At 64.6% G+C, this 25,945-nt stretch carries 26 protein-coding genes and 1 pseudogene; 20 read left to right on the top strand and 7 right to left on the bottom strand.

The features are described 5' to 3' along the window. The 4 genes from GGQ68_RS22345 (at position 1) to GGQ68_RS22360 (ending at position 4,517) form a co-directional block, all read left to right on the top strand. Positions 1 to 1,521, top strand: coding sequence for an aldehyde dehydrogenase (NADP(+)) (locus GGQ68_RS22345; RefSeq protein ID WP_183969951.1), 1,521 nt, complete (start codon positions 1 to 3; stop codon positions 1,519 to 1,521). Between the two features lie 103 nt (positions 1,522 to 1,624). Next, positions 1,625 to 2,527, top strand: coding sequence for a 5-dehydro-4-deoxyglucarate dehydratase (gene kdgD / locus GGQ68_RS22350; protein ID WP_183969953.1), 903 nt, complete (start codon positions 1,625 to 1,627; stop codon positions 2,525 to 2,527). After that, positions 2,524 to 3,660, top strand: a complete 1,137-nt coding sequence (locus tag GGQ68_RS22355) for a mandelate racemase/muconate lactonizing enzyme family protein (RefSeq protein ID WP_183969955.1) — start codon at positions 2,524 to 2,526, stop codon at positions 3,658 to 3,660. The genes kdgD and GGQ68_RS22355 overlap by 4 nt, the downstream gene beginning before the upstream one ends. Next, positions 3,657 to 4,517 carry an amidohydrolase family protein gene (locus tag GGQ68_RS22360; protein WP_183969957.1) on the top strand — a complete coding sequence of 287 codons (861 nt, stop codon included), beginning with the start codon at positions 3,657 to 3,659 and terminating at the stop codon, positions 4,515 to 4,517. The genes GGQ68_RS22355 and GGQ68_RS22360 overlap by 4 nt, the downstream gene beginning before the upstream one ends. 345 nt (positions 4,518 to 4,862) lie before the next feature. On the opposite strand, the gene GGQ68_RS22365 is transcribed toward GGQ68_RS22360, so the two are convergent. The 3 genes from GGQ68_RS22365 to GGQ68_RS22375 form a co-directional block, all read right to left on the bottom strand. After that, a complete protein-coding gene (locus tag GGQ68_RS22365; protein ID WP_183969959.1) occupies positions 4,863 to 6,029 on the bottom strand; it encodes an iron-containing alcohol dehydrogenase in 1,167 nt (388 codons plus the stop codon). A gap of 33 nt (positions 6,030 to 6,062) precedes the next feature. Next, entirely contained in the window at positions 6,063 to 7,517 is a 1,455-nt protein-coding gene (locus GGQ68_RS22370; protein ID WP_183969961.1) for an NAD-dependent succinate-semialdehyde dehydrogenase, read from the bottom strand. 80 nt (positions 7,518 to 7,597) lie between these two features. Then, positions 7,598 to 9,229 (bottom strand): AMP-binding protein, encoded by a 1,632-nt coding sequence (locus GGQ68_RS22375; RefSeq protein WP_183969963.1) that lies wholly within the window; start codon positions 9,227 to 9,229, stop codon positions 7,598 to 7,600. Between the two features lie 140 nt (positions 9,230 to 9,369). On the opposite strand from GGQ68_RS22375, the gene GGQ68_RS22380 reads away from it, so the two are divergent. The 7 genes from GGQ68_RS22380 to GGQ68_RS22410 all read left to right on the top strand — a co-directional run bounded on the left by GGQ68_RS22380 (position 9,370) and on the right by GGQ68_RS22410 (position 15,273). Continuing rightward, a complete protein-coding gene (locus GGQ68_RS22380; protein ID WP_183969965.1) occupies positions 9,370 to 10,116 on the top strand; it encodes an enoyl-CoA hydratase/isomerase family protein in 747 nt (248 codons plus the stop codon). Between the two features lie 72 nt (positions 10,117 to 10,188). Further along, complete coding sequence (locus GGQ68_RS22385; RefSeq protein ID WP_183969967.1) at positions 10,189 to 11,394, top strand: ABC transporter substrate-binding protein; 1,206 nt, start codon at positions 10,189 to 10,191, stop codon at positions 11,392 to 11,394. 16 nt (positions 11,395 to 11,410) lie between these two features. Then, entirely contained in the window at positions 11,411 to 12,199 is a 789-nt protein-coding gene (locus GGQ68_RS22390; protein WP_183970016.1) for an ABC transporter ATP-binding protein, read from the top strand. Next, on the top strand, positions 12,192 to 12,935 hold the full coding sequence (locus tag GGQ68_RS22395) for an ABC transporter ATP-binding protein (RefSeq protein ID WP_183969969.1): 744 nt from the start codon (positions 12,192 to 12,194) through the stop codon (positions 12,933 to 12,935). The genes GGQ68_RS22390 and GGQ68_RS22395 overlap by 8 nt, the downstream gene beginning before the upstream one ends. 1 nt (position 12,936) lies before the next feature. Further along, positions 12,937 to 13,824 (top strand): branched-chain amino acid ABC transporter permease, encoded by an 888-nt coding sequence (locus tag GGQ68_RS22400; protein WP_183969971.1) that lies wholly within the window; start codon positions 12,937 to 12,939, stop codon positions 13,822 to 13,824. 1 nt (position 13,825) lies between these two features. Next, the gene (locus GGQ68_RS22405) at positions 13,826 to 14,803 is read left to right on the top strand and encodes a branched-chain amino acid ABC transporter permease (protein ID WP_183969973.1); all 978 of its coding nucleotides are present in this window, start codon (positions 13,826 to 13,828) and stop codon (positions 14,801 to 14,803) included. After that, complete coding sequence (locus GGQ68_RS22410) at positions 14,800 to 15,273, top strand: thioesterase family protein (RefSeq protein WP_183969975.1); 474 nt, start codon at positions 14,800 to 14,802, stop codon at positions 15,271 to 15,273. The genes GGQ68_RS22405 and GGQ68_RS22410 overlap by 4 nt, the downstream gene beginning before the upstream one ends. Before the next feature lie 104 nt (positions 15,274 to 15,377). On the opposite strand, the gene GGQ68_RS22415 is transcribed toward GGQ68_RS22410, so the two are convergent. The 4 genes from GGQ68_RS22415 to GGQ68_RS22430 all read right to left on the bottom strand — a co-directional run bounded on the left by GGQ68_RS22415 (position 15,378) and on the right by GGQ68_RS22430 (position 18,495). Next, positions 15,378 to 16,580, bottom strand: coding sequence for an acetyl-CoA C-acyltransferase (locus tag GGQ68_RS22415; protein WP_183969976.1), 1,203 nt, complete (start codon positions 16,578 to 16,580; stop codon positions 15,378 to 15,380). Then, positions 16,580 to 17,053 (bottom strand): acyl-CoA thioesterase, encoded by a 474-nt coding sequence (locus tag GGQ68_RS22420; RefSeq protein WP_183969978.1) that lies wholly within the window; start codon positions 17,051 to 17,053, stop codon positions 16,580 to 16,582. Before GGQ68_RS22420 ends, GGQ68_RS22415 begins: the two co-directional genes overlap by 1 nt. 4 nt (positions 17,054 to 17,057) lie before the next feature. Then, the gene (locus GGQ68_RS22425) at positions 17,058 to 17,975 is read right to left on the bottom strand and encodes an SDR family NAD(P)-dependent oxidoreductase (protein ID WP_183969980.1); all 918 of its coding nucleotides are present in this window, start codon (positions 17,973 to 17,975) and stop codon (positions 17,058 to 17,060) included. A 91-nt stretch (positions 17,976 to 18,066) separates the two neighbouring features. Next, complete coding sequence (locus tag GGQ68_RS22430; protein WP_183969982.1) at positions 18,067 to 18,495, bottom strand: MaoC family dehydratase; 429 nt, start codon at positions 18,493 to 18,495, stop codon at positions 18,067 to 18,069. A gap of 170 nt (positions 18,496 to 18,665) precedes the next feature. Here GGQ68_RS22430 and GGQ68_RS22435 point away from each other — a divergent pair, with 170 nt between their 5' ends. The 9 genes and pseudogenes from GGQ68_RS22435 to GGQ68_RS22470 all read left to right on the top strand — a co-directional run bounded on the left by GGQ68_RS22435 (position 18,666) and on the right by GGQ68_RS22470 (position 25,940). Further along, positions 18,666 to 19,331: a TetR-type transcription factor C-terminal domain-containing protein gene (locus tag GGQ68_RS22435; protein ID WP_221235696.1), complete on the top strand. Its 666-nt coding sequence runs from the start codon at positions 18,666 to 18,668 to the stop codon at positions 19,329 to 19,331. A 199-nt stretch (positions 19,332 to 19,530) separates the two neighbouring features. Next, positions 19,531 to 19,614: pseudogene (locus GGQ68_RS24495) on the top strand (IS5/IS1182 family transposase); the annotation flags it as partial. 31 nt (positions 19,615 to 19,645) lie between these two features. After that, positions 19,646 to 20,299 carry a TetR/AcrR family transcriptional regulator gene (locus GGQ68_RS22440; RefSeq protein ID WP_183969984.1) on the top strand — a complete coding sequence of 218 codons (654 nt, stop codon included), beginning with the start codon at positions 19,646 to 19,648 and terminating at the stop codon, positions 20,297 to 20,299. Between the two features lie 101 nt (positions 20,300 to 20,400). Then, positions 20,401 to 21,669 carry an ABC transporter substrate-binding protein gene (locus GGQ68_RS22445; RefSeq protein WP_183969986.1) on the top strand — a complete coding sequence of 423 codons (1,269 nt, stop codon included), beginning with the start codon at positions 20,401 to 20,403 and terminating at the stop codon, positions 21,667 to 21,669. Positions 21,670 to 21,743: 74 nt separating this feature from the next. Beyond that, positions 21,744 to 22,637: a branched-chain amino acid ABC transporter permease gene (locus GGQ68_RS22450; protein WP_183969988.1), complete on the top strand. Its 894-nt coding sequence runs from the start codon at positions 21,744 to 21,746 to the stop codon at positions 22,635 to 22,637. Further along, positions 22,634 to 23,575 (top strand): branched-chain amino acid ABC transporter permease, encoded by a 942-nt coding sequence (locus GGQ68_RS22455; RefSeq protein WP_221235697.1) that lies wholly within the window; start codon positions 22,634 to 22,636, stop codon positions 23,573 to 23,575. The genes GGQ68_RS22450 and GGQ68_RS22455 overlap by 4 nt, the downstream gene beginning before the upstream one ends. Beyond that, positions 23,572 to 24,324: an ABC transporter ATP-binding protein gene (locus GGQ68_RS22460; protein ID WP_183969990.1), complete on the top strand. Its 753-nt coding sequence runs from the start codon at positions 23,572 to 23,574 to the stop codon at positions 24,322 to 24,324. Before GGQ68_RS22455 ends, GGQ68_RS22460 begins: the two co-directional genes overlap by 4 nt. Further along, complete coding sequence (locus GGQ68_RS22465) at positions 24,317 to 24,976, top strand: ATP-binding cassette domain-containing protein (protein WP_183969992.1); 660 nt, start codon at positions 24,317 to 24,319, stop codon at positions 24,974 to 24,976. Before GGQ68_RS22460 ends, GGQ68_RS22465 begins: the two co-directional genes overlap by 8 nt. A gap of 31 nt (positions 24,977 to 25,007) precedes the next feature. After that, positions 25,008 to 25,940 (top strand): cyclase family protein, encoded by a 933-nt coding sequence (locus tag GGQ68_RS22470; protein WP_183969994.1) that lies wholly within the window; start codon positions 25,008 to 25,010, stop codon positions 25,938 to 25,940. Positions 25,941 to 25,945: the final 5 nt, after the last annotated feature.

The raw sequence follows: 25,945 nt of genomic DNA on the forward strand, positions 1-25,945 counted from the left end.
ATGCTTGACAGTTTCACCCCGCACGGCAAACACCTTATCGCAGGCGCGTGGATCGCATCCGAGACGACCTTTACCTCTGATCCGGCAAGCGGCCCGGCGCACGCATATTGCGTGGGCACGCCCGATCTGGTCGATGCCGCCTGCAAGGCCGCCGAAGAGGCCTTCACCACCTACGGCTATTCCAGCCGTGAAGACCGCGCGCGTTTTCTGAACGCCATCGCGGATGAAATCGAGGCACGCGGCGATGCGATCACCCTGATCGGCACGCAGGAAACCGGCCTGCCCGAAGCGCGGCTGAACGGCGAGCGGGGCCGCACCACAGGCCAGCTGCGCCTTTTTGCAGAGCATATTCTGAAGGGCGATTACCTTGACCGTCGCCACGATGAGGCGCTGCCCGACCGCCAGCCGCTGCCGCGCCCCGACCTCAAGATGCTGCAGCGGCCTATCGGCCCGGTTGCCGTCTTTGGCGCGTCGAACTTCCCGCTGGCGTTTTCCACGGCAGGCGGGGACACCGCTGCCGCGTTGGCGGCCGGCTGTCCGGTGGTGGTCAAGGGCCACTCTGCGCACCCCGGCACCGGCGAGATCGTGGCCGAGGCCATCGCCGCCGCCATCGAGAGCTGCGGCATGCCAAAGGGCGTCTTCTCGTTGATCCAGGGCGGCAAGCGTGATGTGGGTCAGGCTTTGGTGCAGCACCCGCTGATCAAGGCCGTGGGCTTTACCGGGTCGCTGGGCGGTGGGCGCGCGCTGTTTGATCTGTGTGCACAGCGGCCGGAGCCGATCCCGTTTTTCGGTGAGCTGGGCAGCGTCAATCCGATGTTCGTGCTGCCGGAGGCCACGAAGGCACGCGGCGCGGAGATCGGCGCAGGCTGGGCCGCGTCACTCACCATGGGGGCAGGGCAGTTCTGTACCAACCCCGGCATTGCCGTGATCGGGACCGGCCCCGAGGGGGACGCTTTTGTGGCAGCGGCCACTGAGGCGCTGACCTCTGCCGCACCGCAGACCATGCTGACCGACGGCATTGCGCAGGCCTACAAGGACGGCAAGTCCCGCTTTGACGGGCGCAACGCCGTGCGCCCGCTGCTGACCACCGACAGCGAAGGTCGCAACGCCGCGCCGAACCTGTTTGAAACCGATGCCGACAGCTACCTTCAGGATCACGCGCTTGGCGAAGAGGTCTTTGGCCCGCTGGGCCTCGTGGTGCGCGTGACCGGCCCGGATGACATGCTTGCGCTTGCCAGCGGGTTTGAAGGTCAGCTGACCGCGACGATCCACATGGATGACGGCGATACGGCGCTTGGTCGTCGACTTGCGCCGGTTCTGGAACGCAAGGCAGGCCGCGTGTTAGTCAATGGCTTCCCCACCGGGGTCGAAGTGGCTGATGCCATGGTTCACGGTGGCCCGTATCCGGCCAGCACCAACTTTGGCGCGACCTCTGTCGGCACCCTGTCGATCCGCCGTTTCCTGCGTCCGGTTTGCTACCAGAACATGCCGGATGCGCTGATGCCCGGCGACTGGGGCTGACCGCCACTTAACTGTTTATCAAAACCTTGGAGGGTGCGGCCGCAATGGCCAAGGGGGGCGACGCCCCCCGACACCCTCCCCATGCCTGCAAAGGACCGTTCCTATGGACCCCAAAGATATCAAGACTGCTCTCGGCTCTGGCCTGCTGAGTTTCCCGGTGACGCCGTTCGACGCTGAAAACCGTTTCGCGCCCGAGCCGTACAAGGCCCATGTGGAATGGCTGTCCGGCTTTGACGCGCCGGTCCTGTTCGCCGCTGGCGGCACGGGCGAGTTCTTTTCGCTCAGCCCCGACGAAATCCCGGCGATCGTCTCCGCTGCCAAGGAGGTCGCCGGGGACACGGCCATCGTGTCGGGCTGTGGCTATGGCACGGAAATGGCGGTTTCCATCGCCAGGGACGTGGAAAAGGCGGGCGGCGACGGTATTCTGCTGCTGCCGCACTACCTGATCGATGCGCCGCAAGAGGGGCTGTATGCCCACGTCAAAGCGGTCTGTGACGCCACCGAGATGGGCGTCATGGTCTACAACCGGGACAACGCGGTGTTGCAGGCGGACACCTTGGCGCGGCTGTGTGATGCGTGCCCGAACCTTGTCGGGTTCAAGGACGGCACCGGCGACATCGGCCTCGTGCGGCAGGTGACGGCCAAGATGGGCGACCGGCTGACCTATCTTGGCGGGATGCCCACGGCGGAACTGTTTGCCGAAGCCTATCTGGGCGCGGGGTTCACCACCTACAGCTCCGCTGTGTTCAACTTCGTGCCCGCGTTGGCGAACAAGTTCTACGCCGCGCTGCGCGCCGGTGACCGCGCCACCTGCGAGAGCATCCTGAACAGCTTCTTTTACCCGTTCATGGACCTGCGGGCACGCCGCAAGGGCTATGCCGTGTCTGCGATCAAGGCAGGTGTGCGCCTTGTGGGCTTTGACGCGGGTCCGGTACGCTCGCCGCTGTCGGATCTGACCGGCGAAGAGGAGGAGATCCTGAAGGATCTGATCGAGGCCCATTCATGAAGATTGCAGACATCCGCACGCATCTGCTCGAGCACAAGCTGGACACCGCGTTTGAATCCGCCTCCATGCGGTTTGACAAGCGTGTGCATCTGCTGGTCGAGGTGATCTGCGAGGATGGCACCACGGGCTGGGGCGAATGCCTTGGCCCGGCGGGGCCGAACGCGGCCACCGTGCATGCCTATGGCGGTTGGCTGAAGGGCATGAACGCGCTGGAGCACGAAAAGATCTGGGCCACGCTGTACAACGCCATGCGGGACCAGGGACAGCGTGGGATCAGCGTCACGGCCTTGTCCGGGATCGACATCGCGCTGTGGGACATCAAGGGCAAGGCCTATGGTCAGCCGGTGTCTGTCCTGCTGGGGGGGCGCTGGCGCGAAAGCGTGCGCGCCTATGCCACCGGCAGCTTCAAACGTGACGGGGTCGACCGCGTGGCCGACAACGCCGCCGAATGCGCGGGCCATGCCAAGGCGGGGTTCCATGCGGTGAAGATCAAGATCGGCTTCGGCGTGGACGAGGATCTGAAGGTGATCGAGGCGGTGCGCGATGCCATCGGCACGGACACCAGACTGATGATCGACGCCAACCACGGCTATGACGTGATCGAGGCGATCAGGCTGGGGCAGGCGGCGGCAAAATTCGGCATCGACTGGTTCGAGGAACCCGTGGTGCCCGAACAGCTTGGCGCTTATCGCAAGGTGCGCGCCGGTCAGCCGATCCCGGTGGCCGGGGGCGAGACGTGGCACACGCGCTGGGGCTTTGCCGAGCCCTTGTCGACGGGGTGCGTCGACATTGCCCAGCCGGACCTGTGCGGGGTCGGCGGGATCACCGAGGCAAAGCGCGTGGCCGATCTGTGCGCGCTGCACGGGGTGCGTCTTGTGCCGCATGTCTGGGGCACGGCAGTGCATATCGCCGCTGCGCTACAGTTCATGGCGGCGATGGTTCCGAACCCGGTGCGCAAAAATCCGGTCGAGCCGATCATGGAATTCGACCGCACCCACAATCCGTTTCGTCAGGCGGTGGTCAAGACGCCCTTCGAACATGACGGCGGTGTGCTGAGCATTCCCGACGCCCCCGGCCTCGGGATCGAGATCGACCGCGACGCCCTGAAACGCTTTGCCCCGGAGGCCGCATGATTACGCGAAAGCTGAACGGTGCCGCGCCTTTGACGCCGATGCCGAGGGGCGCTGTGGACACGCAGATGCACATGTATCTGCCGGGGTTCGCCATGCGCGCGGATGGCGCGGGGCGGCCCGCCGATCCCTTGCCGACGCCGGACATGTACCGCGAGACGATGCGCTGGCTTGGCCTTGATGCGGTGGTGATCACGCAAGGCAACGCCCATGGGGCAGACAATGCCGCGTTGCTCGCTTGCCTGCGGGAGATGGGGGACTGCGCGCGCGGCGTTGCGGTCATCACGCCGGACACCACGGCAAAGGAGATCGCGCGCCTGTCAGACGGGGGGATCGTGGGCGCGCGCATCATGGATCTGCCGGGTGGGGCGGTGGGCCTTGATGCGCTTGAGGCGGTCGATGCCATGGCTGCGGATGCGGGTTGGATGATGGCCGTGCAATTCGACGGTTCGCATCTGCCGGAGCTGGAGCCGCGTCTTGCCGCGTTGAAATCGCGCTGGGTGCTGGATCATCACGCCAAGATATTTGACGGCGCGACACCGGCGCATCTCGACGTCATCAAGCGGTTGATGGATGGCGGGCGCTGCTGGTTCAAGTTCGCGGGCTGTTACGAAAGCTCCCGCGACGGCGGGCCGGATTATCCCGACATTGCCAGCGTTGCCCGAGAGATTGCGGCACACGCGCCCGACCGCATTGTCTGGGGCACCAACTGGCCGCACAATGCGGCGCACCGCAGCGAAGATTACCCGGACGACGCGCAGCTTCTGGATTTGGCGATGTCGTGGTTGCCGGACGATACCGCGCGCCAGGCCGCGCTGGTAGACACGCCGCGCGCGCTTTACGGATTTGATCCCGTGTGAAGAGTGCGATTGCCTTTGAGGGCGGTCTGGCCGTGGGGGCATGATCCGGACGGGGCAGGGCGCAGGCTCCGGGCCGGTTACACCGCCGAAATGGCGGCGTGATCCTACCAATTCCTTGGCCTTCAAAAGCCCGGGTCGTTGCCTTCGGGTGCAGTCGGCCCAGTCTCGATATCCGAGACGTCTTCTTGACGGTGTGATGCCGCGCGTCATTGACTGTGCGCGGCATCAGTGGGTCCCATCCATCAGGAAATCAGTGCCCTCTCTGAATTGACGGGTGCTGTGCAACACGAGCGTTTCGCAGGCGTACAGCCATTCCAAACGCCACCAAAAAGGGGATGCGACGGACTAGAACGCCTCGCGATACAACGCCAAGGCGTCCGCTTCGGTGACCTCGACCGGGTTGTTTACCAGCAGTCTGGTTTGCAGCATGGCGTCCCGGGCAAGCATCGGCAGGCTGTCTTCGGTGACCTTGCAATCCCGCAGGCGACGGGGTGCGCCGGAGCGGTCCATCAGATCCTCCATGAACTGCACGAAGGCGGCCGCGCGCGCCTGCAGGCCTTCCTCCGACGCGCCAAGGACGACATCGGCAAGCTCGGCATAAAGCGGCGCAGCGGCGTGCATGTTGTAGCGGAGCACGGGCCCCAGCATCAGCGCATTGGTCAACCCGTGCGGCAGGTGGAAATGACCGCCAAGCGGGTAGGCGAGGGCATGGACGGCCCCCACCGGGCTGTTGGCGAAGGCCTGCCCCGCGAGGGCCGCGCCCAGCAGCATGGCTTCGCGCGCGGCGCGGTTGTCCGGCTCTGTGCAGGCGGTGACCAGGTTGGGCGCCATCAGGCGCAGCGCTTCGCGCGTGAAGACGTCTGACAGCGGGTTCTTGCGATGACGGCTGGTGAATGCCTCGATGGCGTGGACCATCGCGTCGATCCCGGTTGCGGCGGTCTGGAGGGCAGGCAGGCCGAGGGTCAGCTCGGCGTCGAGAAGCACGCGGTCTGCATAAAGCTGATGACCGACGATGCCCATCTTGGTCGTCTCGCCGGTTGTCAGGATGGTGATGTTGGTCATCTCCGATCCGGTCCCCGCCGTGGTCGGCACCTGCACCAGCGGGACGCGGCCGCCGCTGATCTTGCCAATACCGTAGAGATCCGACAGCTCTTGCGCACCGACCAGCAACACCGCCGCCAGCTTGGCGATGTCCATAGACGATCCACCGCCGAACCCGAGCACAAGGTCGGCCCCGGCGGCCTTGCCTTGCCCGACACAGGCCATCAACACGGATTCCGGCGGGTCCGCGACGACCTGATCGAAGACGGTGACCGAGAAACCGTTTGCCGCCAGCGACGCCAGTGCGTCATCCAGCGCACCGCTTTCGTGCAGGAAGCGATCCGTCACGATCAGCAGGGTACGCTCCGAGAACCAGCCAGAGAGGGTTTCGCCGATCCGGCGTGCTCCGCCCCAATCCACGAAGATCGAACCGGGGCTGTCGAAGGAGAAAGAGGCAATGCCATCCGTCATGTGTGGGTCCTTGGTTTGAAAGTGGCAGGGCGATCAGACTGTGCTGCAGAGGTATTTCAGTTCGAGGTATTCCTCGAGGCCATGGCGAGAGCCCTCGCGCCCGAGGCCCGATTGCTTGATCCCGCCGAAGGGGGCCACCTCGTTGGAGATCAGGCCCGTGTTGTGCCCGACCATGCCGTATTCGAGCGCCTCCGACACGCGCACCACACGGGCGTGGTCGCGGGTGAAGAAATAGGCAGCAAGGCCGAAGATCGTGTCGTTGGCCATGGCGATGGCCTGTTGCTCGGTCTCGAACCGGAAGACGGGGGCGAGCGGGCCGAAGGTCTCTTCCGACGCGACCTTCATGTTTGACGTGACGCCCGTAAGCACGGCAGGCTCCAGGAACAGGCCGCCGAGGCGTCTGCCGCCTTGAAGAAGGTTCGCACCTTGCGCGACTGCGTCCGCGATATGGTCCTCGACCTTGTCGAGCGCCTTGGCTTCGATCATCGGACCGATCTCGGTGCCCTCCGCTGTGCCGTTGCCGACCTTCAACGCGGACACGCGCTCGCTGAGCTTGGCCACGAAAGCGTCATGGATGCCGGACTGGACCAGAAAACGGTTGGTGCAGACGCATGTCTGCCCGGCGTTGCGGTACTTCGACGTCATGGCCCCTTCGACGGCCTTGTCCAGATCGGCATCGTCGAAGACGATGAAGGGGGCGTTGCCGCCCAGTTCGAGAGAGAGCTTCTTGATGGTGCCCGCGCATTGCGCCATCAGGAGCCGCCCCACCTCTGTCGACCCGGTGAAGGAGAGTTTGCGCACCACCGGGCTGTCAGTCAGCACCTTCCCAAGCGTTGAGGCGGGGCCGGTCACGACCTGGAGCACCCCCTTGGGCAGCCCGGCGCGCTGCGCCAGTTCTGCCAGCGCAGTGGCGCTAAGGGGTGTCAGGTCGGCGGGTCGCAGGATCATCGAACATCCCGCCGCCAGCGCGGGCGCTGCCTTTCGCGTGATCATCGCCGCCGGGAAGTTCCACGGCGTGATCGCTGCGGTGACCCCGACAGGCTGGCGCATCACGGTGATGCGCTGGTCGCGGCGGGGGGCCGGGATCGTTTCGCCGTAAATGCGTTTGCCTTCCTCTGCGAACCATTCGACGAAAGAGGCCGCATAGGCGATCTCGCCGCGCGCTTCGGCCAGCGGCTTGCCTTGCTCAAGCGTCATGATCATGGCCAGATCGTCGACATTGGCCTTGATCAGATCGAACCAGCGGCGCAGCACGGCCGCGCGTTCGCACGCGGCCCATTGCGCCCACTCGGCCTGGGCCTGCGCCGCTGCCTCGATGACGGCGGGTATCTCCTCGGGCGCCATCTGCGGTACATGTCCGACGGTTGCGCCATCGGCGGGGTTGAGAACGGCGATGGTCTTGCCCGAGGCGGCCTGGCACCAGGTGCCGTCGATCAGGCAGGCCTCGCGCAGGAGCGTCGGGTCGCTGAGGTGGTTCTGTGTGGACATTTCAATTCCTGCTGAGGGTCGGTGGGCGCCACGCGCAAACCGGGTGTCTGGGGTCAAGGGATCGGCAGATGCACGGCGTGTCAGGCCCGCGAACGGGGCGCCTTCGCCGTCTCGCGATCCCAGGTGTCGGAGGTCACGCCCTCCTTGCGCAGCAGGTGCTTTTGCACCTTGCCCGATGCGGTTTTGGGCAACTCGTCAAGCACCCGCAGGTAGCGCGGCACCATGAAGCGCGGCAGGGCCGAGGCCAGCCGTTCGCTGATCGAGGCCGGGTCGATGCGCTGCCCTTCGGCGGGCGAGACCACGATCAGCACCTCGTCTTCTGAAAACTCGCTGGGCACGGCAACGGCGGCGCATTCGCGGATCTCGGGCAGGTTCAGAACCTCGCTTTCCAGCGCGAAGGAGGAGATGTTCTCGCCGCGCCGCCGGATCACGTCCTTGAGCCGGTCGACGAAGTAATAGGTGCCGTCCGCCTCGCGGCGGAAGCTGTCGCCGGTGTGGAACCAGCCGTTGCGCATGGCCTCGGCCGTGGCGGCGGGGTTGTTGTAATAGCCCGACATCAGCGCCCAGGGGCGGTGCGAGCGGATGATCAGCTCGCCGACCTCGCCATCGGGAAGGGGGATGTCGTTCTGATCGACGATCCTCAGCTCGCACCAGGGGCGCGGGGTGCCTGCGATGCCCTTGCGGGTGATGCCGGGGCCGGCGTGCATCGGGCTTGCGATCTCGGTCATGTTGTAGATGGTCCAGGCCTCGACCCCGAACCGCTCTGCAAACAGCGGGCCATCCTCGCCGAAAGGCGTGATGAAGGCGCGGCGCAGCGAATGATCGCGGTCATCGGCGCTGGCCGGCGCCTTGAGCAGGAAGGCGGCCATCACCCCCAGAAGCAGGCAATAGGTCGAGCCGGTTTCGCGCACCGCCTGCCAGAAGGTGTCGGTCTTGAACTCGCGCATCATTCCGATCGACAGGCCGCGCGCCAGCATCGCGTTGACGTAAAGCGTCGATCCGCAGTGAAAGACCGGGCCGCAGATCAGGCAGCGGTCATCGGATGCAACGCAATCGAAGGCATCGGGCCCCATGGTGTAGTGCTGGGCATAGCTGCTCATCACGCCCTTGGCGTTGCCAGTGGTGCCCGATGTGTACATGATTGCATGCAGATCCCAGGGCTCGATCGGCTCTGACAGTTCCAGCGCGGCGGCATCCTCGGTGTCGGGATCGACCAGCGGGCGGATGTCGTAGCCGGGCATGGCAGGGGCATCGCCTTCGACGGTCAGAACGGTTGTCACGCGGCCGGGGGCGACATCGGCGAGGCGATCCACCAGCGCGGCCTGCGCGATCAGGACGGGGGCGTCGGCATCCAGCAGGATGTGTTCCAGCATCTGCCCGCGCGCGCCCGTGTTGATCGGCACATAGACCGCGCCAAGGTAGTTGATCGCGAACCAGCTGCACAGAAGATCGGGGCTGTTGCCCATCAGGCAAAGCACGTGATCGCCCCGTTTCACCCCGGCGCGGGCCAGGGCGCTGGCCCGGATGCGGACCCTGCGGTGCAGCTCGCCATAGCTCCATGTCGGGCCGGGCCAGAATTGCACAAAGGGCGCGTCGGCCTGAGTTTGTGCATATCCATCAAGAATATAGCGCAGAACAGAGCGGGTGCGATCAAGCGCGGGATCCTGCGCTGCGTCAAACGGGCGGACCGTGTCCGTGGGCGTCTGGGGCATCTTCTCCTCCTCCTGGAAAAGGTCGGGTTCATGGGCGCGCCGGTTTTCTGCGCTGTCAGATTTCATATTGCATTGTTGCGACTCGATGTGCAACATACTTGGTAGTATGTCGCATGGCGGCGGGACCGGGACAAGGAGAAATGGCTGCAATGTCAGGTGTGATTGTCGAGACTGAGGGGGCTATCGCGACCGTGCGATTCGACCGTGGCGGAAAGGCGAATGCGCTGGATTCCACGATGATCGACGCGCTGGAATCGGCGGCGACAGAGCTGTCGCGCAACCCCGATGTGTCCGTGATCGTGCTGGCGGGCACGCCCGGGATCTTTGCCGCTGGCGTCGATCTCAAGGATGCGCGGCTGTGGAGCCCCGAGGCGGGCGACGTTGCCCGGCATCTTGCGATGAACGCAGGCGGGCGCATGAGCGCGGCCTGGCGCCGCCTGCCGCAGATCGTCATTGCCGCGATCGAGGGGCCGGCCATCGGGGGCGGCGCGATCCTGGCGCTTTGCGCTGATTTCCGGGTCATGGCCGCTGATGCCTACCTTCGGTTTCCCGAGGTGCGCCTTGGCATGACGCTGGGGTGGGGCGGGCTGGCGCTGCTCACCGAACGGGTCGGGGCGGGGCGCGCCAAGCGCATCCTGTGCTGCGATGAGACGATCCATGCGCAAGAGGCGCTGACGCTCGGGCTTGCCGACCGCACGGTCGAGGCGGGCGCCGCGCTTGAGGCGGCGCAGGGCTGGGCGGGTGAGATCGCCCGCGCCCCGGCGATGTCGCTGCGCATGACCAAGTCCGCCGTCGATGCCCATGCCCGGCGCAACTGGGCCGAGGGCGCCGAGGGCGACCAGTTTTTGCTGGCCAAGCTGCTTGCCGAGCGCGGCAGCGGGGCCTGATGAACGCCCGCGCGTGGGAGCGTGCGGTTTTCAATGCACCCGAAGCGGTGTGAAAATGGGAGGAATATACAAATGACGACAGTAACAAGGGCCCTTCTGGCCTCGGTGGTCTGTGGCGCGCTGGCTGCGGGCGCACAGGCCGAACCTTACCGGATCGGCGTTCTGACCGACATGTCGGGGATGAACTACGACCTTTCGGGCAAGGGATCGGAAGTGGCGGCGCGCATGGCGGTCGAGGATTTCGGCGGCACGCTGCTGGGTGAGCAGATCGAGGTGATCGTCGGCGATCACCAGAACAAGCCGGACGTGGGATCGACGCTCGCGCGGCGCTGGATCGACGAGCAGAACGTGGTGGCCGTGGTCGACCTGCCGACCTCGTCGGTGGCGCTTGCGGTGCAGGAAATCACCCGCCAGAGCGACACCGCGCTGCTGATTTCGACCGGAGGGTCGTCCGAGCTGACAGGTGCGTCCTGCTCGCCCTCGACCGCGCAATGGACATGGGACACCTACGCGCTGGCCAACGGCACGGGCCGGGCCATGACGCTGGAAGGCGACAAGACATGGTTCTTCCTGACCGTCGATTACACCTTCGGCAATGCGCTTGAGGCCGACACCACCGCCGCGGTCGAGGCTGCGGGCGGCACCGTGGTCGGCTCTGTCACACACCCGCGCGAAACCTCGGATTTCTCGTCCTACCTGTTGCAGGCGCAGGGATCGGGGGCCGACGTGATCGCGCTGGCGAATGCCTCGGGCGACACGATGACCGCGCTGAAACAGGCCGAGGAATTCGGCGTCACGGCGTTGGGCCAGGACATCGCCGGGATGCTGCTGTTTCTGACCGACGTGCATGGCGTGGGGCTGGACATTGCCAAGAACCTGACCCTGACCACCGCGTTCTACTGGGACATGAACGAAGAAACCCGCGCCTGGTCCGAGCGCTTTGCCGAACGGATGGACGGCAAGATGCCGACGATGGTGCATGCGGGGGTGTATTCGGCGGTGTCGAACTATCTCAAGGCGGCCGAGAAATCCGGCCAGGCCAAGAGCGGCACCCAGGTCATGGACACCATGCGCGACATGGATATCGACGATTTCTTCAACCACAACGCTTATCTGCGCAAGGACGGCCGCGTGGTGCATGACATGTATCTCGTGCAGGTGAAGACACCCGAGGAATCCAAAGGTCCGTGGGACTATTACAAGGTTCTGCGCACCATCCCCGGGGACGAGGCGTTCCGCCCGATCGAACAGAGCGCTTGCCCGCTCCTCGACCGGTAAAGGCCACATCATGATGATGGCGAATGTTTCGGCGCATGACGCGCCGGCACGCCCCCGCGCTGCCTTGTCGGCGCGGGGGCTGAGCAAGAGCTTCGGGAATTTCCAGGCGGTGAAAGATGTCGATATCGACATCCGCCATGGCCGGATCCACGCTTTGATCGGACCAAACGGGGCGGGCAAGAGCACGGTGTTCAACCTGCTCACCAAATTCCTGCAACCCAGCGCCGGCAAGATCATGTACGGCGAAACCGACATCACCCGCATGGACCCGGCCCATGTGGCGCGGCTTGGGGTGGCGCGGTCCTTCCAGATCTCTGCCACCTTCGGGGACATGTCGCTGGTCGACAATGTCTGCGTGGCGCTGCAACGGCCCAATGGGCTTGCGGTGCAGTTCTGGCGCCCGCTGTCCAGCCTGACCCGGCTGCGGCCCCGGGCGATGGACCTGCTGGATCGTGTCGGGCTGGCCGACATGGCCGACCACCGCGCGGCGGATCTGTCCTATGGGCGCAAGCGCGCGCTCGAGATCGCGACCACGCTGGCGTTGGACCCGCGGGTTCTGTTGCTGGACGAGCCGCTGGCGGGCATGGGGCAGGAGGACGTCGAAACGATGGCCGGTCTGATTGCCGACGTGGCCCGGGACTGCGCCGTCCTGATGGTGGAACACAACATCAGCGTCGTTGCCGACATCGGCCACGACATCACCGTGCTGCAACGCGGCGAGATCCTGAGCCAGGGCGGCTATGCCAAGGTCAGTGCCGATCCGCGCGTGCGCGAAGCCTACATGGGGACCGAGGACGATGACTGACGTATCCGCATTGCGGCGCGAGGGCAGGGGGCCGGCACAACTGAAGGTGCGCGCGCTGGAGGCCTGGTACGGCGAAAGCCAGGCGCTGTATGGCGTCGATCTTGATGTCTATCCCGGCGAGACTGTCACGCTGCTGGGGCGCAACGGCGTGGGCAAGACCACGACGCTGCGCACCCTGATGGGCATCCTGCGCAAGCGCACCGGCGAGATCGAATTCGACGAGAGGTCGATCCTGCGCCTTCCGCTGCACCGCGTTGCCCACGCCGGCATGGGCTTTGTGCCCGAAGAGCGCGGCATCTTTGCCTCTCTGACCGTCGAAGAGAACCTGATGCTGCCGCCGGTGGTGGCGCGCAGCGGCAAGGAGATGTCGCTCGACGAGATCTACACGCTGTTTCCCAACCTGCTGGACCGGCGTCACAGTCCGGGCACCAAGCTGTCGGGCGGCGAGCAGCAGATGCTGGCCATCGCGCGTATCCTGCGCACCGGCGTCAGCATGATCCTGCTCGACGAGCCGACGGAGGGGCTGGCCCCGGTGATCGTGAACCGGATCGGCGAGATGCTGAAGTCGCTGAAGGCCCACGGGCTGAGCGTGCTTCTGGTCGAGCAGAACTTTCGCTTCGCCGCCAAGATCGCGGATCATTTCTACGTCATGGATCATGGCGAGATGATCGACAGCTTCGCCGTGGGCGAACTGCCCGCAAAGCGCGAAGCGCTGAACAAGGCCCTGGGGGTTTGACATGACAATGATATTTGGTGTGCCGCTGATGGTGCTGACCGGGCAGATGCTGATCGGCCTGATCAACGGTTCGTTCTATGCGCTGCTCTCGCTCGGGCTGGCGGTGATCTTTGGCCTTTTGCGCGTGGTGAATTTTGCGCACGGGGCGTTCTATATGCTTGGCGCGTTCACCGCGTGGATGCTGGGGCAGTACCTTGGCCTTGGCTTCTGGCCATCGCTGGTGATTGCGCCGCTGATCGTGGGCTGTGTCGGGGCGGTGGTCGAACGCACCATGCTGCGCCATCTCTACGAGCTGGATCACCTCTACGGGCTGCTGTTCACCTTCGGGCTGGCGTTGCTGCTTGAAGGCTCGTTCCAGCATGTCTTTGGCGCGTCGGGCAAACCGTTTTCGGCCCCCGAGGCCCTGACCGGCATCGTGCGGACCGATTTCGTGATCGTGCCGATCTATCGCAGCTGGGTCGTGGTGGCGTCGCTGCTGATCTGTCTGGGCACCTGGGCGCTGATCGAAAAGACAAAGATCGGCTCGTACCTGCGGGCCGCGACCGAAGATGCCACGCTGGTGCAGTCCTTCGGGGTCAACGTGCCGCTGCTGCTGACGCTGACCTATGCCTTTGGCTGCGCCCTTGCGGGGATCGCCGGCGTACTGGCCGCGCCGATCTTTCAGGTCAGCCCGACGATGGGGTCGAACCTGATCATCATCATCTTTGCCGTGGTCGTGGTGGGGGGCATGGGCTCGATCCTGGGGGCCATCGCCACCGGCTACCTTCTGGGCATCGTCGAGGGGCTGACCAAGGTGTTCTACCCCGAGGCCGCGAATATCGTGATCTTCGTGCTCATGGCGGTGGTGCTGCTGCTGCGCCCCGCGGGTCTGTTCGGAAAGGAATACTGAGATGATCAAGGCCGAGGATTTCGAGACGGTGGCCGAAACCACCCGTCCCCACCGGATGCAACGGATCGTCGTGGTGGCGCTGATCGCCGTGCTCATGGTGCTGCCGCTGTGGGTCTACCCGGTGCTGCTGATGAAACTGATGTGCTTTGCGCTGTTTGCGTCGGCCTTCAACCTGCTGCTGGGCTACGGGGGGCTGTTGTCCTTTGGCCACGCCGCGTTCTTTGGCGGGGCCGCCTATGTCACCGCCCATGCGCTCAAGGTCTGGGAGCTGACCCCAGAGCTGGCGATCCTGGCAGGCGTGGTCGCGGCACTTGTGCTGGGGCTGGCGATCGGACTTCTGGCGATCCGCCGGCAGGGGATCTATTTCGCGATGGTGACGCTGGCGCTGGCGCAGATGTTCTATTTCTTCTGCCTTCAGGTGCCGTTCACCGAAGGCGAGGACGGCATCCAGGGCTTTTCGCGCGGGCACCTGTTCGGGCTGATCGACCTGTCCGACAGCACCGTCCTGTATTACGCGGTGGCCGCCGTCTTCGTGGCCAGCGTCTTTGCGATCTGGCGCATCGTGCATTCGCCCTATGGCATGATCCTGCAGGCGATCCGGGAAAACGAACAGCGGGCGATCTCGCTGGGGTATTCGGTGCAGCGCTACAAGCTGGGTGCCTTCGTGATGTCGGCGGGCTTTGCGGGGCTGGCCGGGGGGCTCAAGGCGCTGCTGTTCCAGTTCGCCACGCTGACGGACGTCAACTGGCACATGTCGGGCGAGGTGATCCTGATGACGCTGATTGGCGGCATCGGCAGCATCGCGGGGCCCATCGTCGGTGCCGCGCTGGTCGTATCGCTGCAAAACTACCTTGCCACCACGGGCTTTCCCGTGACCACTGCGCTTGGCGCGACCTTCATCCTGTGCGTGCTGCTGTTCCGGCGCGGCATCGTGGGAGAATTGCGCCACCGCCTGCCTGCCGCACGGAGCAAGAAATGACCCCCGACATTCCCCTGCGCAGCTTTCGCGTCCTGCCCGACTGGGTCGATTACAACGGCCACATGGGCGATTACGCCTATGGCATCGTCTTCTCGCAGGCGGTGACCGCGCTGATGGACGAGATCGGCCTGGACGAGAGCTATCGCGCCGAAAACGAGGCGACCCTGTACACGCTGGAAATGCGGATCGGCTATCAGCGCGAATGTCACGAGGGCGATGCGCTGTCGCTTGCCACCCGGGTCCTGGCCGTCGATGCCAAGCGAATGCATCTGTATCAGGAGATGCTGGGCAGCGATGGCAGCCGCCTTGCCTGGTGCGAACAGGTGCTGTTGCATGTTGCGCGCAAGGGAGGCACGCCCCGCGCCGCGCCGTTCCCGCCTGCTGCCGCATCGCGTCTGGGCGCGCTGGAAACCGCGCAGCGGGACGAGGCGCGGCCAGCATGGCTCGACCGGCGCACCGGGCTTGGCTGACGGACGGGCCTGACCACGCGCGCCCGGCCCCAGTGCCGAGTGGGGCAGAAATACAAAGGCCGCCGGTTTCCGGCGGCCTTTTCAGTGCATTCGGGAGGGGTGTGTCAGAGCACCTCGAACAGGCCCGCCGCGCCCATGCCGCCGCCCACGCACATGGTGACGACCACACGCCGCGCACCGCGCCGCTTGCCCTCGATCAGGGCGTGGCCGACCATGCGGGCGCCCGACATGCCGTAGGGATGCCCGATCGAGATCGCGCCGCCGTTGACGTTGAGCCGCTCGTCCGGAATGCCCAGCTGATCGCGCGACGGGATGACCTGCGCCGCGAAAGCCTCGTTCAGCTCCCACAGGTCGATGTCATCGACGCGCAGATTGTGGGCCGCCAGCAATTTGCGCACCGCTGGCACCGGGCCGATGCCCATTTCGTCGGGCGCAACGCCCGCCACCGCCATCCCGCGGTACAGCCCCAGCGGCGCAAGGCCCCGGCGCTCGGCCTCGCGCCGTTCCATCAGCACGGCGGCAGAGGCCCCGTCCGACAGCTGCGAGGCGTTCCCGGCCGTGATGAACTGTCCCTCGGCCACCTGCTGGCCGTCCCTGAACACCGGCGCCAGCGCGCCAAGCCCGTCCAGCGTGGTGCCGGGCCGGTTGCCTTCGTCGCGCGCAAGCGTCACCTCGCGCATCGAGGTTTCGCCGGTGTCACGGTCGCGCACCTGCATGACGGTGGTGATGGGAACGATCTCGTCATCGAAGCGGCCGGCGTCCTGCGCGGCAGCGGTGCGCTGCTGGGATTGCAGGGCATAGGCATCTTGCGCCGCGCGGCTCACACCGTTGCGGCGGGCGACGATCTCGGCGGTTTCGACCATCGACATGTAGGTCGCGGGAAGGTGCTGGTCGATCCAGGGGTCGTGCCAGTGCCGGGTGTTCATGTCCGGCGTCTGCACCAGCGAGACCTGTTCGACCCCGCCGCCGATCGTCACCGACATGCCGTCGGCGATGATCTGGCGCGCCGCGATGGCGATTGCCATCAGCCCCGAGGCGCACTGCCGGTCGACGCTTTGCCCCGGCACGGTGACGGGCAGGCCCGCGCGCAGCAGCCCGGTGCGCGCGATGTTCATGTGGGTGGTGCCCTGTTGCAGGGCGGCCCCGACGGTCACGTCCTCGACCTCGGCGGGGGCGAGGCGGGCCCGCTCCACGGCGTGGTGAATGGCGTGGCCGATCAGATGCGGCGCGGTGGTGGCGTTGAACGCCCCGCGATAGGCCTTGCCGATCGGGGTGCGGGCGGTCGAAACGATGACGGCTTCCCTCATCAGCTTGTCTCCTCTGTGTCATTGGCGGGGTCGCGGAACAGCGCCTCGGCGCAGTGGCGCAGCTCGGCGGTCAGCGGTGTGGGCCTGCGGGACGCGCGATCGACATAGACGTGAACGATGCGCCCGCGTGCGGCGCAGGCCCCGGCGCCCAGATCGAACAGGCCAAAGCCCCAGGTCAGGCTGGTGCGCCCGATTGCCTCGATGCGCACCCCGACGCTGAGGCTGGCGGGGAAGGTGATCTCGCGAAAGAACTGCGCCCCGTTTTGGACGACCAGCCCGATCGGGGCGCTGGCGCTTGCCGACAGGTCAAGCGCGCCGTGCTCGACCAGGGCGATGTTCATCGCGGTGTCGAAATACGACAGGTAGGTCACGTTGTTCACATGGCCGTAGATGTCGGAATCGGCCCATCTGGGGGCCGTTTCGTAATGCCAGGCATAGGCCGCGTGGGGCAGGGGGGGGAGGCGCTCGGTCATCGCCCTAGCCCTGCGCGGCCAGCGCGGCGCGGGCATTGGCAACGATGCGCGCCACATGGTCCAGCCCGGCCTGAACCTCGATCTGCCCGTCAAGATCGGCGATCTCGTCAAAGCGCGCGCCGACGGCGTCCGGCGTGAAGTCCTGCCCGGTAAAGCACACGCCCTGGCTTTCGACCAGCGCAAGCCGCGCGACGGTGCCCGCCCCGGCAAGCAGCGCCGTGCGCGAGGGGGCATCGCGGCTGACCAGCCAGACGGCCGCGGGCGACACCAGTTCGGGCGCCAGCAGGTCGAGCATCTCGGGGTCCATCATGTCGCCGGTCATGCGCGTGGCGGCGGTGGGGACGATGGCGTTCACGTGGATGCCGTATTTCGCGCCCTCGAAATGCAACACGTTCATCAGGCCAAGCACGCCCATCTTGGCCGCGCCATAGTTCGACTGGCCGAAATTGCCGTGGCTGCCCGAGGTCGACGAGGTGACAAGGATGCGCCCGTATTCCTGCTTGCGCATCTGCGCCCAGACCGCCTGTGTCGCGATGGTGGTGCCCATCAGGTGCACCTCGACCACGCGACGGAAATCCTCCATGTCCATCTTGGCGAAGCTCTTGTCGCGCAGGATGCCTGCGTTGTTGATCAGCACGTCGATCCGACCGAAGGCCGACAGCGTCTGATCGACCATTGCGGCCATGTCATCCTGCGATGCGACGTTGCCGGCATTGGCGATGGCGCGCCCGCCGGCGTCGGTGATTTCCTGCACCACAGCCTGCGCGGCGTCGGTCGCGGCGCCGCTGCCATCGCGCGCGCCGCCGAAGTCGTTCACCACGACCGCTGCGCCGTGGCGCGCCAGGGTCAGCGCGTGCGAGCGGCCAAGCCCGCCGCCCGCCCCGGTGACGATTGCCACCTGATCCTTGAATGAAACCGGCATGTCCATCTCCTCCGATGTGGTCTGTGTGTTGTCCAATTGGGGGGCCGGGGCGCGCGGCGGCGCCCGGGCCGTGTCGTGACCGGGCGGGCGTTCAGCCGCGGGTCTCCAGCACCAGCCAGCTTGCCGCTAGGGCCGGGCGGTCGGTGCCTTCGATATGCACGCTCACGGCATAGTTGCGCAGCATGCCGCCTGCCTTGGGCGTCTCTGTCTGCAGGACAAAGCTGGCGCGCAGGCGCGATCCCACCGGCACCGGCGCAAGAAAGCGCACCTTGTCGAAGCCGTAGTTCACCTCGACCGAGCCGGGCGCCGGGGGCGGCAGGGCGCTTCGGGTAAAGGCTGTCAGCATGGAAAGCAGGTAGAACCCGTGCACGATGGTGCCGCCATATGCGGTTTCGGCCTTTGCGCGCGCAGGGTCGACATGGATGAACTGGTGGTCGTTGATCGCGTCGGCGAAGCCGTCGACAATCTTTTGATCAACTTCAATCCAGTCGGAAACGAGCGTTGCTTGGGCATCTTGCATTGCGGAGGTCCTTGGTCGGGCGTGACTTTCATCTTGCGACATACTCAGTAGTATGCGAGGTGGGAACTGTCCAGACCCCTTGCGGATCGCGAACAAGGTTGTTCGATTTTGCGATCGGCTCTATGGCTGAAAGGACGTGACCAAATTGAATTGCCTTCAGGAGGAGCCAGGTGGCGAACCACGACATGCACCGCGAATGGGCTTCGAAAACGCGAGGTCAGGAAGATTCGGGTCATCTGGCAGACAGCGTTGCCGAAATTCTGGATTGCGCTGCGCTTTGCTTTACCGAAATGGGATTTCAGGGCACCAGCATCGACGACGTCGCCCGTCGCCTTGGTGCAACCAAGGGGCGAATATACCACTACTTCCGCTCCAAGACGGACCTGTTCTTCGAGGTGCACCGCGAGGGTATGCGGCGGCTTATGGATGCCGTGAACTCTGCAATGTCGCAAGGCGGCACGGGGCGCGAAAAACTTCTGCACATGATCGAGGCGCACGCCCTGACCATGATGCAGAACACGGCCTATGAGGCGGTCGTCGTGCAGGGCGTGCACATGCATCGGCTCAGCGCCACGACCCCAGAACAGCGCGTCAGCCTGGATGAGCTGATGGACATCCGGCACCGCTTCGAACAGCTTTTTGTCGAGACGATGCGCGAAGGCCAGGCAGACGGCAGCGTTCGCGAAGGCGCGGACGTGTCGCTGGCGGTGAAGGGCTTGCTGGGGGCGGTGAACTGGATGGCGATCTGGTATCGCCCGCGCCCGGATGAAACCCCCGAACAACAACAGCTGATTGCCCGACACGTCGCGGAGTTGCAGGTCAGCGGAATCGCCTGACAGACGGCGTGTGCTCGGCCATGCAAGCAGGCTGGAGCGGGCGCTTTTCCGGCCAGTGATCTGTTGCGGTCAGGTTACGTTTTCAACCGAGGGCGTGCCGCTCGGCGTCAAATCAAACGGTCCGTTGGTCGGCGCTGCTCTTTCATTGATAAATGCGGCGTTACGTTTCAGTCGATTGGCAGAAAGGGTCGCATGGTGACGAGTTGCGGCCCGCCGCGACTCCTGTCCCATGACATTCCTCTCAGCCATCGCCCTCGCATCCATTGTCATTTATTGGTTATGAAGCCTGACCCGAGACTATTGGAGTGGGATTCATGGAGAAGGTTGAGGGCTGTGGACGCCCGTCTATTGGCCGCCCGCAGCGCGTGGATGTGGATCAGATTGTCGCCGCGGCGGCGGCCTGTTTCGCGGAGCACGGATATGAACGGACCACCATGACAATGGTGGCGCAGCATGTCTCGGCGACCAAAGGGATGGTCTACAACCATTTCAAGTCAAAGACGGACCTGTTGCTCGCAGTCTATACTGTCGCGATGACGCGGCTGTTCGCCGGCATTGACGCGGCGGACAAGCCCGAGCAAAGCGGCGCGCTGCGACTTGAAAGCATGCTGCGCGCGCACGCGATGACGATGATGACCGACACCGACTTTGTCAGTGTTGTGATTCAAGGGGTGCAGATGCAGCGCATGTCCGGGCTGTCCGATGAACAGCGCAGCATCCTGTCCGATCTGAACGCGGCGCGCCAGAAGTTCGAGATGCGGTTCCGCCATGCCTTTGACGCCGGAATCGAGGACGGGTCGGTGCGCCAAGACGACGCATCTCTGGCAGTCAAGGCCATGCTGGGCGCAATCAACTGGATGGCCATCTGGTATCGTCAATCGCTTGATGGACAGGGCCCGTCCCGGGAACAGATCGCGCAGACCCTGGCGCGCGGTCAGGTGCATGGGATCCTTTCTCGGACAGATTGAAAATTCTGCAGACTTATGTTGCATTCCCGCAAAATACTTTCATACTCCCGGGTATGAAACGCAGCGTGCGACCAACAGCATGCGCGTAACGGGAGGAAATCATGACGTTGAAAACTGTCCTTGCGGGCACGGCTTCGCTGTGCCTGATCGCTGGAGCCGTGCAGGCGCAGGATCAGGAGCCGATCACTCTGGGCATTCCTGTGTTCCTGTCGGGCGCGGCATCCGGGCCGTTCGGTTTGCCGCAGCGCAACGCCGCCGAGGTGATCATTGCAGAGCTGAACGCAGGCAATTTGCCCGCGCCCTATGACACCAAGGGCATCAACGGCCGCATGGTTGAGGCCAATTATGTCGATGAAGCTGCCGATGCGGTTCAGGAATATCGCAACATGGCAGAACGCGAAGGTGTGGATGCCGTGGTCGGCTATACCTCGTCCGGCAATTGCAAGGCCGTCGCGCCACTGGCCGAAGAATTGCAGCAGCTGACCGTTCTGGTGGATTGCGGCACACCGCAGATCTTTGAAAGCGTTGTCACAGACCCGACCTATCTGTTCCGGACCGGGCCGACAGGCACCATCGATTCCGTGGGCGCGGCGCGATATCTGGTGGATACCGGTGTCGACATGTCCGAAGTTGCGGGCATCAACCAGAACTATGCCTGGGGACAGGATGCCTGGGCGGATTTCACCGGCTCCCTGATCGCGCTGGACACCGGGTCCGACATCGCGACGGAACAGTTCCCCCAAGTGTTCGCGGGCCAGTACGGTGCCGAGATTTCTGCGCTCCTGACATCGGGGGCCAAGGCGATCCACACCTCGTTCTGGGGCGGTGATCTCGAAGCCTTCATCCTGCAGGCCGCTCCGCGCGGATTGTTCGCCCGGTCCGCGGTCGTCATGACCACCGGCGAGGCGGCGATGCAACGCCTGCCCAACGAGATCCCCGAAGGCGCGATCATTGGCGCACGTGGGCCGTACAGCTATTTCGCGCCCGAAAGCGAATTGGCCACCTGGTTCCGCGATGCGTATGAAAAGGCGCACGGTCAGCCGCCGTCCTATCCCGCGTGGAAAATGGCGCAGGCGCTGTTGGGTCTGAAATCCGCTTGGGAAAAGGCTGGGTCCGACGACCCTGCGGCCATCGCCAAGGCGTTCGAGAACCTTGAGTACGAAACGCCGGCGGGAACGGTGCGCATGGCCATCGGCAATGGTCATCAGGCGGTCCAGGGCATCGCCTATGGGACGTACAAACAGGATGCCGACGGCAATCCGGGTGTGGAAAATGTTATCGCCTATGCGGCGGAGTGCGTGAACCCGCCCAACGACACCACGGCGGCGGCCTGGATCGAAGCGGGCTTCCCCGGCGCGAGCTGTAACTGATCTGACCCCGAGCAACCGCCCGGGCGTGTCCTGACAGGATGTCCGCCCGGGCTTCTGACCCTTGAGGTGCCTTCATGAAACTTGTCGCGATCCTGCTGGACGGGCTGAATTATTCGGCCTGGCTGTTCCTTGTCGCCGTGGGTCTGACGTTAATCTACGGCGTCATGCGCATCCTGAATATCGCGCATGGTGCGTTCTACGCCATCGGTGCCTATGTTTGCGCCTCGGCACTGGGGCTGTACTACAGTGCCGGACTGCCGGAAGCGGGTGCTTTTTTGATGATGGGACTGTCTGCGCTTGTCGCGGGCTTTGTCGTCGGCCTGCTGATCGAACGGGTTGTGCTGCGCAAACTGTATGGTCAGGACGAGGTCATCATGGTGCTGGTCACATATGCGCTTTTCCTGATCCTGTCGGACGCGGTGAAGCTGACCTGGGGCGTCGAAAGCTACTATGTGTTTCAGCCCTACGCCTACTTTGGATATATCGAGTTCGGCAATCTTCCCTATCAGGTCTATGACCTGCTGGTGGTCGGGCTGGCGATCGTGGCGGGCATCGGTCTGTGGTACTGGCTGAACCGGACGCGGACCGGCATCTTGATGACTGCCGTCGTGGCCGACCGCGAAGTGGCCGCTGCCATGGGCGTGAACGTCACCCGGATCTTTGCGCTGACCTTTGCCATTGGCACGGTGCTGGCCGCCGTGGCAGGGGCCGCAACCGCGCCCAAGATCGCTGTCACCCCCGGCATCGGAGTAGAGGTCATCATCCTCGCCTTTGCCGTCGTGGTGATCGGCGGGCTGGGCTCTATTCCCGGTGCCGTGGTCGGCGCGATCTTTGCCGGCTATGCGCGGGCGATCTGTGTACACGTGGCCCCTCAATTCGAACTGTTCGCGATCTATGCGGTGATGGCCGTGGTGCTGGCGATCCGCCCGCATGGACTTTTTGCGCGGGCCGAAGGACGCAAGATATGATGCCTACTCTCGATTTTCGCCGCGATCATCTGTTCGTGGCTGTGCTGGCCCTGCTGGTGATTGTCGGCTTTTTCCTGCCCTCGTGGATGCGGTTCCTGATCCAGACGGCGATGGCGTCGGGCCTGGTGGCGCTGGGTGTGATGCTGCAAATGCGCGCGGGGCTGGTGTCCTTTGGGCAGGGTCTGTTTTTCTGCATCGGCGGCTATGCCGTGGGTCTGCTGGCGGCCAAGGCAGGGATCACCGATGTGGCCCTGCTGCTGCCTGCCGCGGCGCTGGCGGCGTTGGTCATCGGGCTGGTGCTGGGGCTGCTGCTGTCACGGTACCGCGAGATCTTTTACGCAATGCTGACGCTGGCGGTGTCGATGATCCTGTACGGCCTGCTGGTCAAGGCCGCGTCGCTGGGGTCCACCGATGGGTTCAACATCCCCGCCGTCAGCTATTTCGGCTTTGTTCCCGATCAGGCGGCGCGGCCTGACTGGAGCTATGCCCTGACCGGCGTTGTCGTTCTGGCGGGCTGCTTGGGCGCACTTGCCTACCTGCGGTCAGGGGCCGGTGCCATGCTGGACGCCGTGCGTGAAAACGAAATCCGCCTGAGCTACCTTGGCACCTCGCCGCGTGTTCTGGTCTTTGTGGTCTATGCGGTGGCCGCTGTGCTATCGGGCCTGGGGGGCGGTTTGTGGGCCATATCGAGCGGTCACGTCGACCCCGAGATGACCTACTGGACCACCTCGGGCCAGTTTGTCTTTGTCGCGCTGCTGGCGGGGCGTGGCAGCGTCGTGGCCCCTGTGATGGCCTATTTCCTGCTGGAACTGTTGCGCACCTACGCGCTCGATATTGCGCCGAACGCCTGGCAGCTGATCCTGGGGTCAGCCATGCTGGCGGTGATCGTGCTGCTGCCGCGCGGGTTGTGGTCTTTGGTTGCGAGGGCGCGGACATGAGCGCGCCACTGTTCCGCACCATCGGCCTTGAGAAAACCTTTGGCGGCGTGGTCGCGGCCAAGGATATCAGCATCGACGTCATGTCCGGTGAGCGCATCGCCATCATCGGATCGAACGGCGCGGGCAAGACGACCTTCGTCAACATGGTCACCGGATACCTGACGCCCTCGGCTGGTCAGATCCTGTTCGACGGGCATGACATCACCGGGCTGGACCCGCGCCAGACAGCGCAGGCCGGCATACGTCGTTCGTTTCAGATCGCGCAGGTCTTTGCCGAAATGACGGTGCTGGAAAACATGCTGATCGCGTTGATCGCCGGACAGGACGGCAGACCTTCGGCGCGGGCGGCCATCACGCCCGAGCGGATCGACATTGCGCGCAGCGCCTTGGACCGGTTCGGTCTGTCGGTGATCGCGGACACGCCTGCGGGCACCCTGCCACAGGGCACGCGCAAGCAGCTTGATATCGCAATGGCGGCGGTGGGTGATCCACGTCTGGTCCTGCTGGACGAGCCCACCTCTGGTGTGTCGGCGGATGAAAAGATGGCGATGATGGACACGGCGATTGCCCCCTTGGACGCCAGCGGTGCGACGATCCTGTTCATCGAGCACGACATGGATGTGGTGCGCCGCTACGCCGACCGCGTGATTGCGTTCTACGAAGGCACTGTTCTGGCCGATGGCAATGTCGCCGTGGTGCTGGAAGACGAAAAAGTGCGAAAATATGTGATCGGAGACTCGCATGCTTGAGATCCAGGGACTCGACGCGGCCATCGCCGGGACGCAGATCCTCCGGGGGGCTGCGCTGCACGTACCGCACAACAAGACGGTCGGGCTGGTCGGACGCAACGGCGCGGGCAAGACCACGACAATGCGCGCTGTCATGGGACTGCTGCGCGCGGACAGTGGCCGCATCCTGATCGACGGCACGGATGTCACGGACCAACCGGCGCACACGCGGGCCTTCATGGGGGTCGGCTATATGCCGGAGGACCGTCGGCTGATTCCGGAATTCACGGTCGAAAACAATATTTTGCTGCCGATCCGGGCCGTGAACGCGCCGATTGACCAGAAGCGCCTGAACTGGGTTTACGAGTTACTGCCCGAAATCGGACGGTTCAAGGATCGCAGGGCGCTGCAATTGTCCGGGGGCCAGCAAAAGCTGGTCGCGCTGGGTCGGGCGCTGATCATCGGCAAACAGATGTTGCTGCTGGACGAACCGTTCGAGGGCGTGGCGCCCGCACTGGCGCAGCGCCTGATGGAGGTGATTGGCACGTTGCGCAGCGAAGGGCTGTCGGTCCTGTTGTCAGAATCCGACGCCGTGCATTCGACGCATCTTCTGGATTCCCTTTACGTCATCGAACGCGGCGAAGTTCGCGAAAAACGCACGGCCGAGGCATAAAGTCCGGCCACTTTTCTGGGAGGAAAAAGACATGAAAACCGTGATCATGGCGGCTCTGCTGGCGGCAAGCCCTGCATTTGCACAGACTGACGATGCCCCGTGGTACCCCTCGACCTACGGCGCAGAGGATGAAATCGGCGCCGCGAACCTGCTGACGCCGGAAAATGTGCTGTCGGCCAAGGATTTGATCACCACGGGCAAGACCTATGCTCTGGGTGTGCCGGTGGGCCGCAATACACCCGGCTTCGGCTCGCGCGAGCTGGATTTCACCATCATGATGCCGGGTCAGGAAGGTGGCCGTACCCTGGGGTCCAATGCGATGAGTTATGTCGATGACATGATCGTCGGCTGGGTCGGACTGGGCAGCCAGATCGACGGGCTGGGCCATCTGGGTATCGACAATCATTTCTACAACGGGAACACGCCCGAAGATTACGTGGCGACCACGGGTCTGACCAAGATGGGTATCCACAATGTGCCCCCCATCGTTGGACGCGGTGTCCTGCTGGATATGGCCAAGTTGCGTGGCACCGATGTCGTGGCCGAGGGCGAGCTGTTCACCCTCGAAGAGGTTCAGCAGGCTGTATCCGACGCCGGTCTGACGCTTTCCTCTGGCGATATTGTTCTGTTTCACACCGGCTGGTTGTCGGTGCTTGAAGACGAGCCTCAACGCTTTGCCGGGGGCGAGCCCGGAATTGACGCGACATCCGCCGCTTGGCTGGCCGAACAGGGTGTCGTTGCCGTGGGCGCGGACACCTGGGGTCTTGACGTGGTGCCACATCCCGACGGCACCTTGTTCACCGCGCACCAGGAGCTTCTGGCCAAGAACGGCGTCTACATCCTCGAAGTCATGGACACGTCCGGTCTGGCCGCTGACGGCGTGACGGACTTTTTCTTCGTGCTGGGCCAGCCCCGGTTCGAAGGCGCGGTTCAGGCATTCATCAATCCTATCGCTATCAAATAAGGAGG

Source organism: Sagittula marina (genome assembly GCF_014196795.1).
In the GTDB taxonomy this organism is placed as follows: domain Bacteria; phylum Pseudomonadota; class Alphaproteobacteria; order Rhodobacterales; family Rhodobacteraceae; genus Sagittula; species Sagittula marina.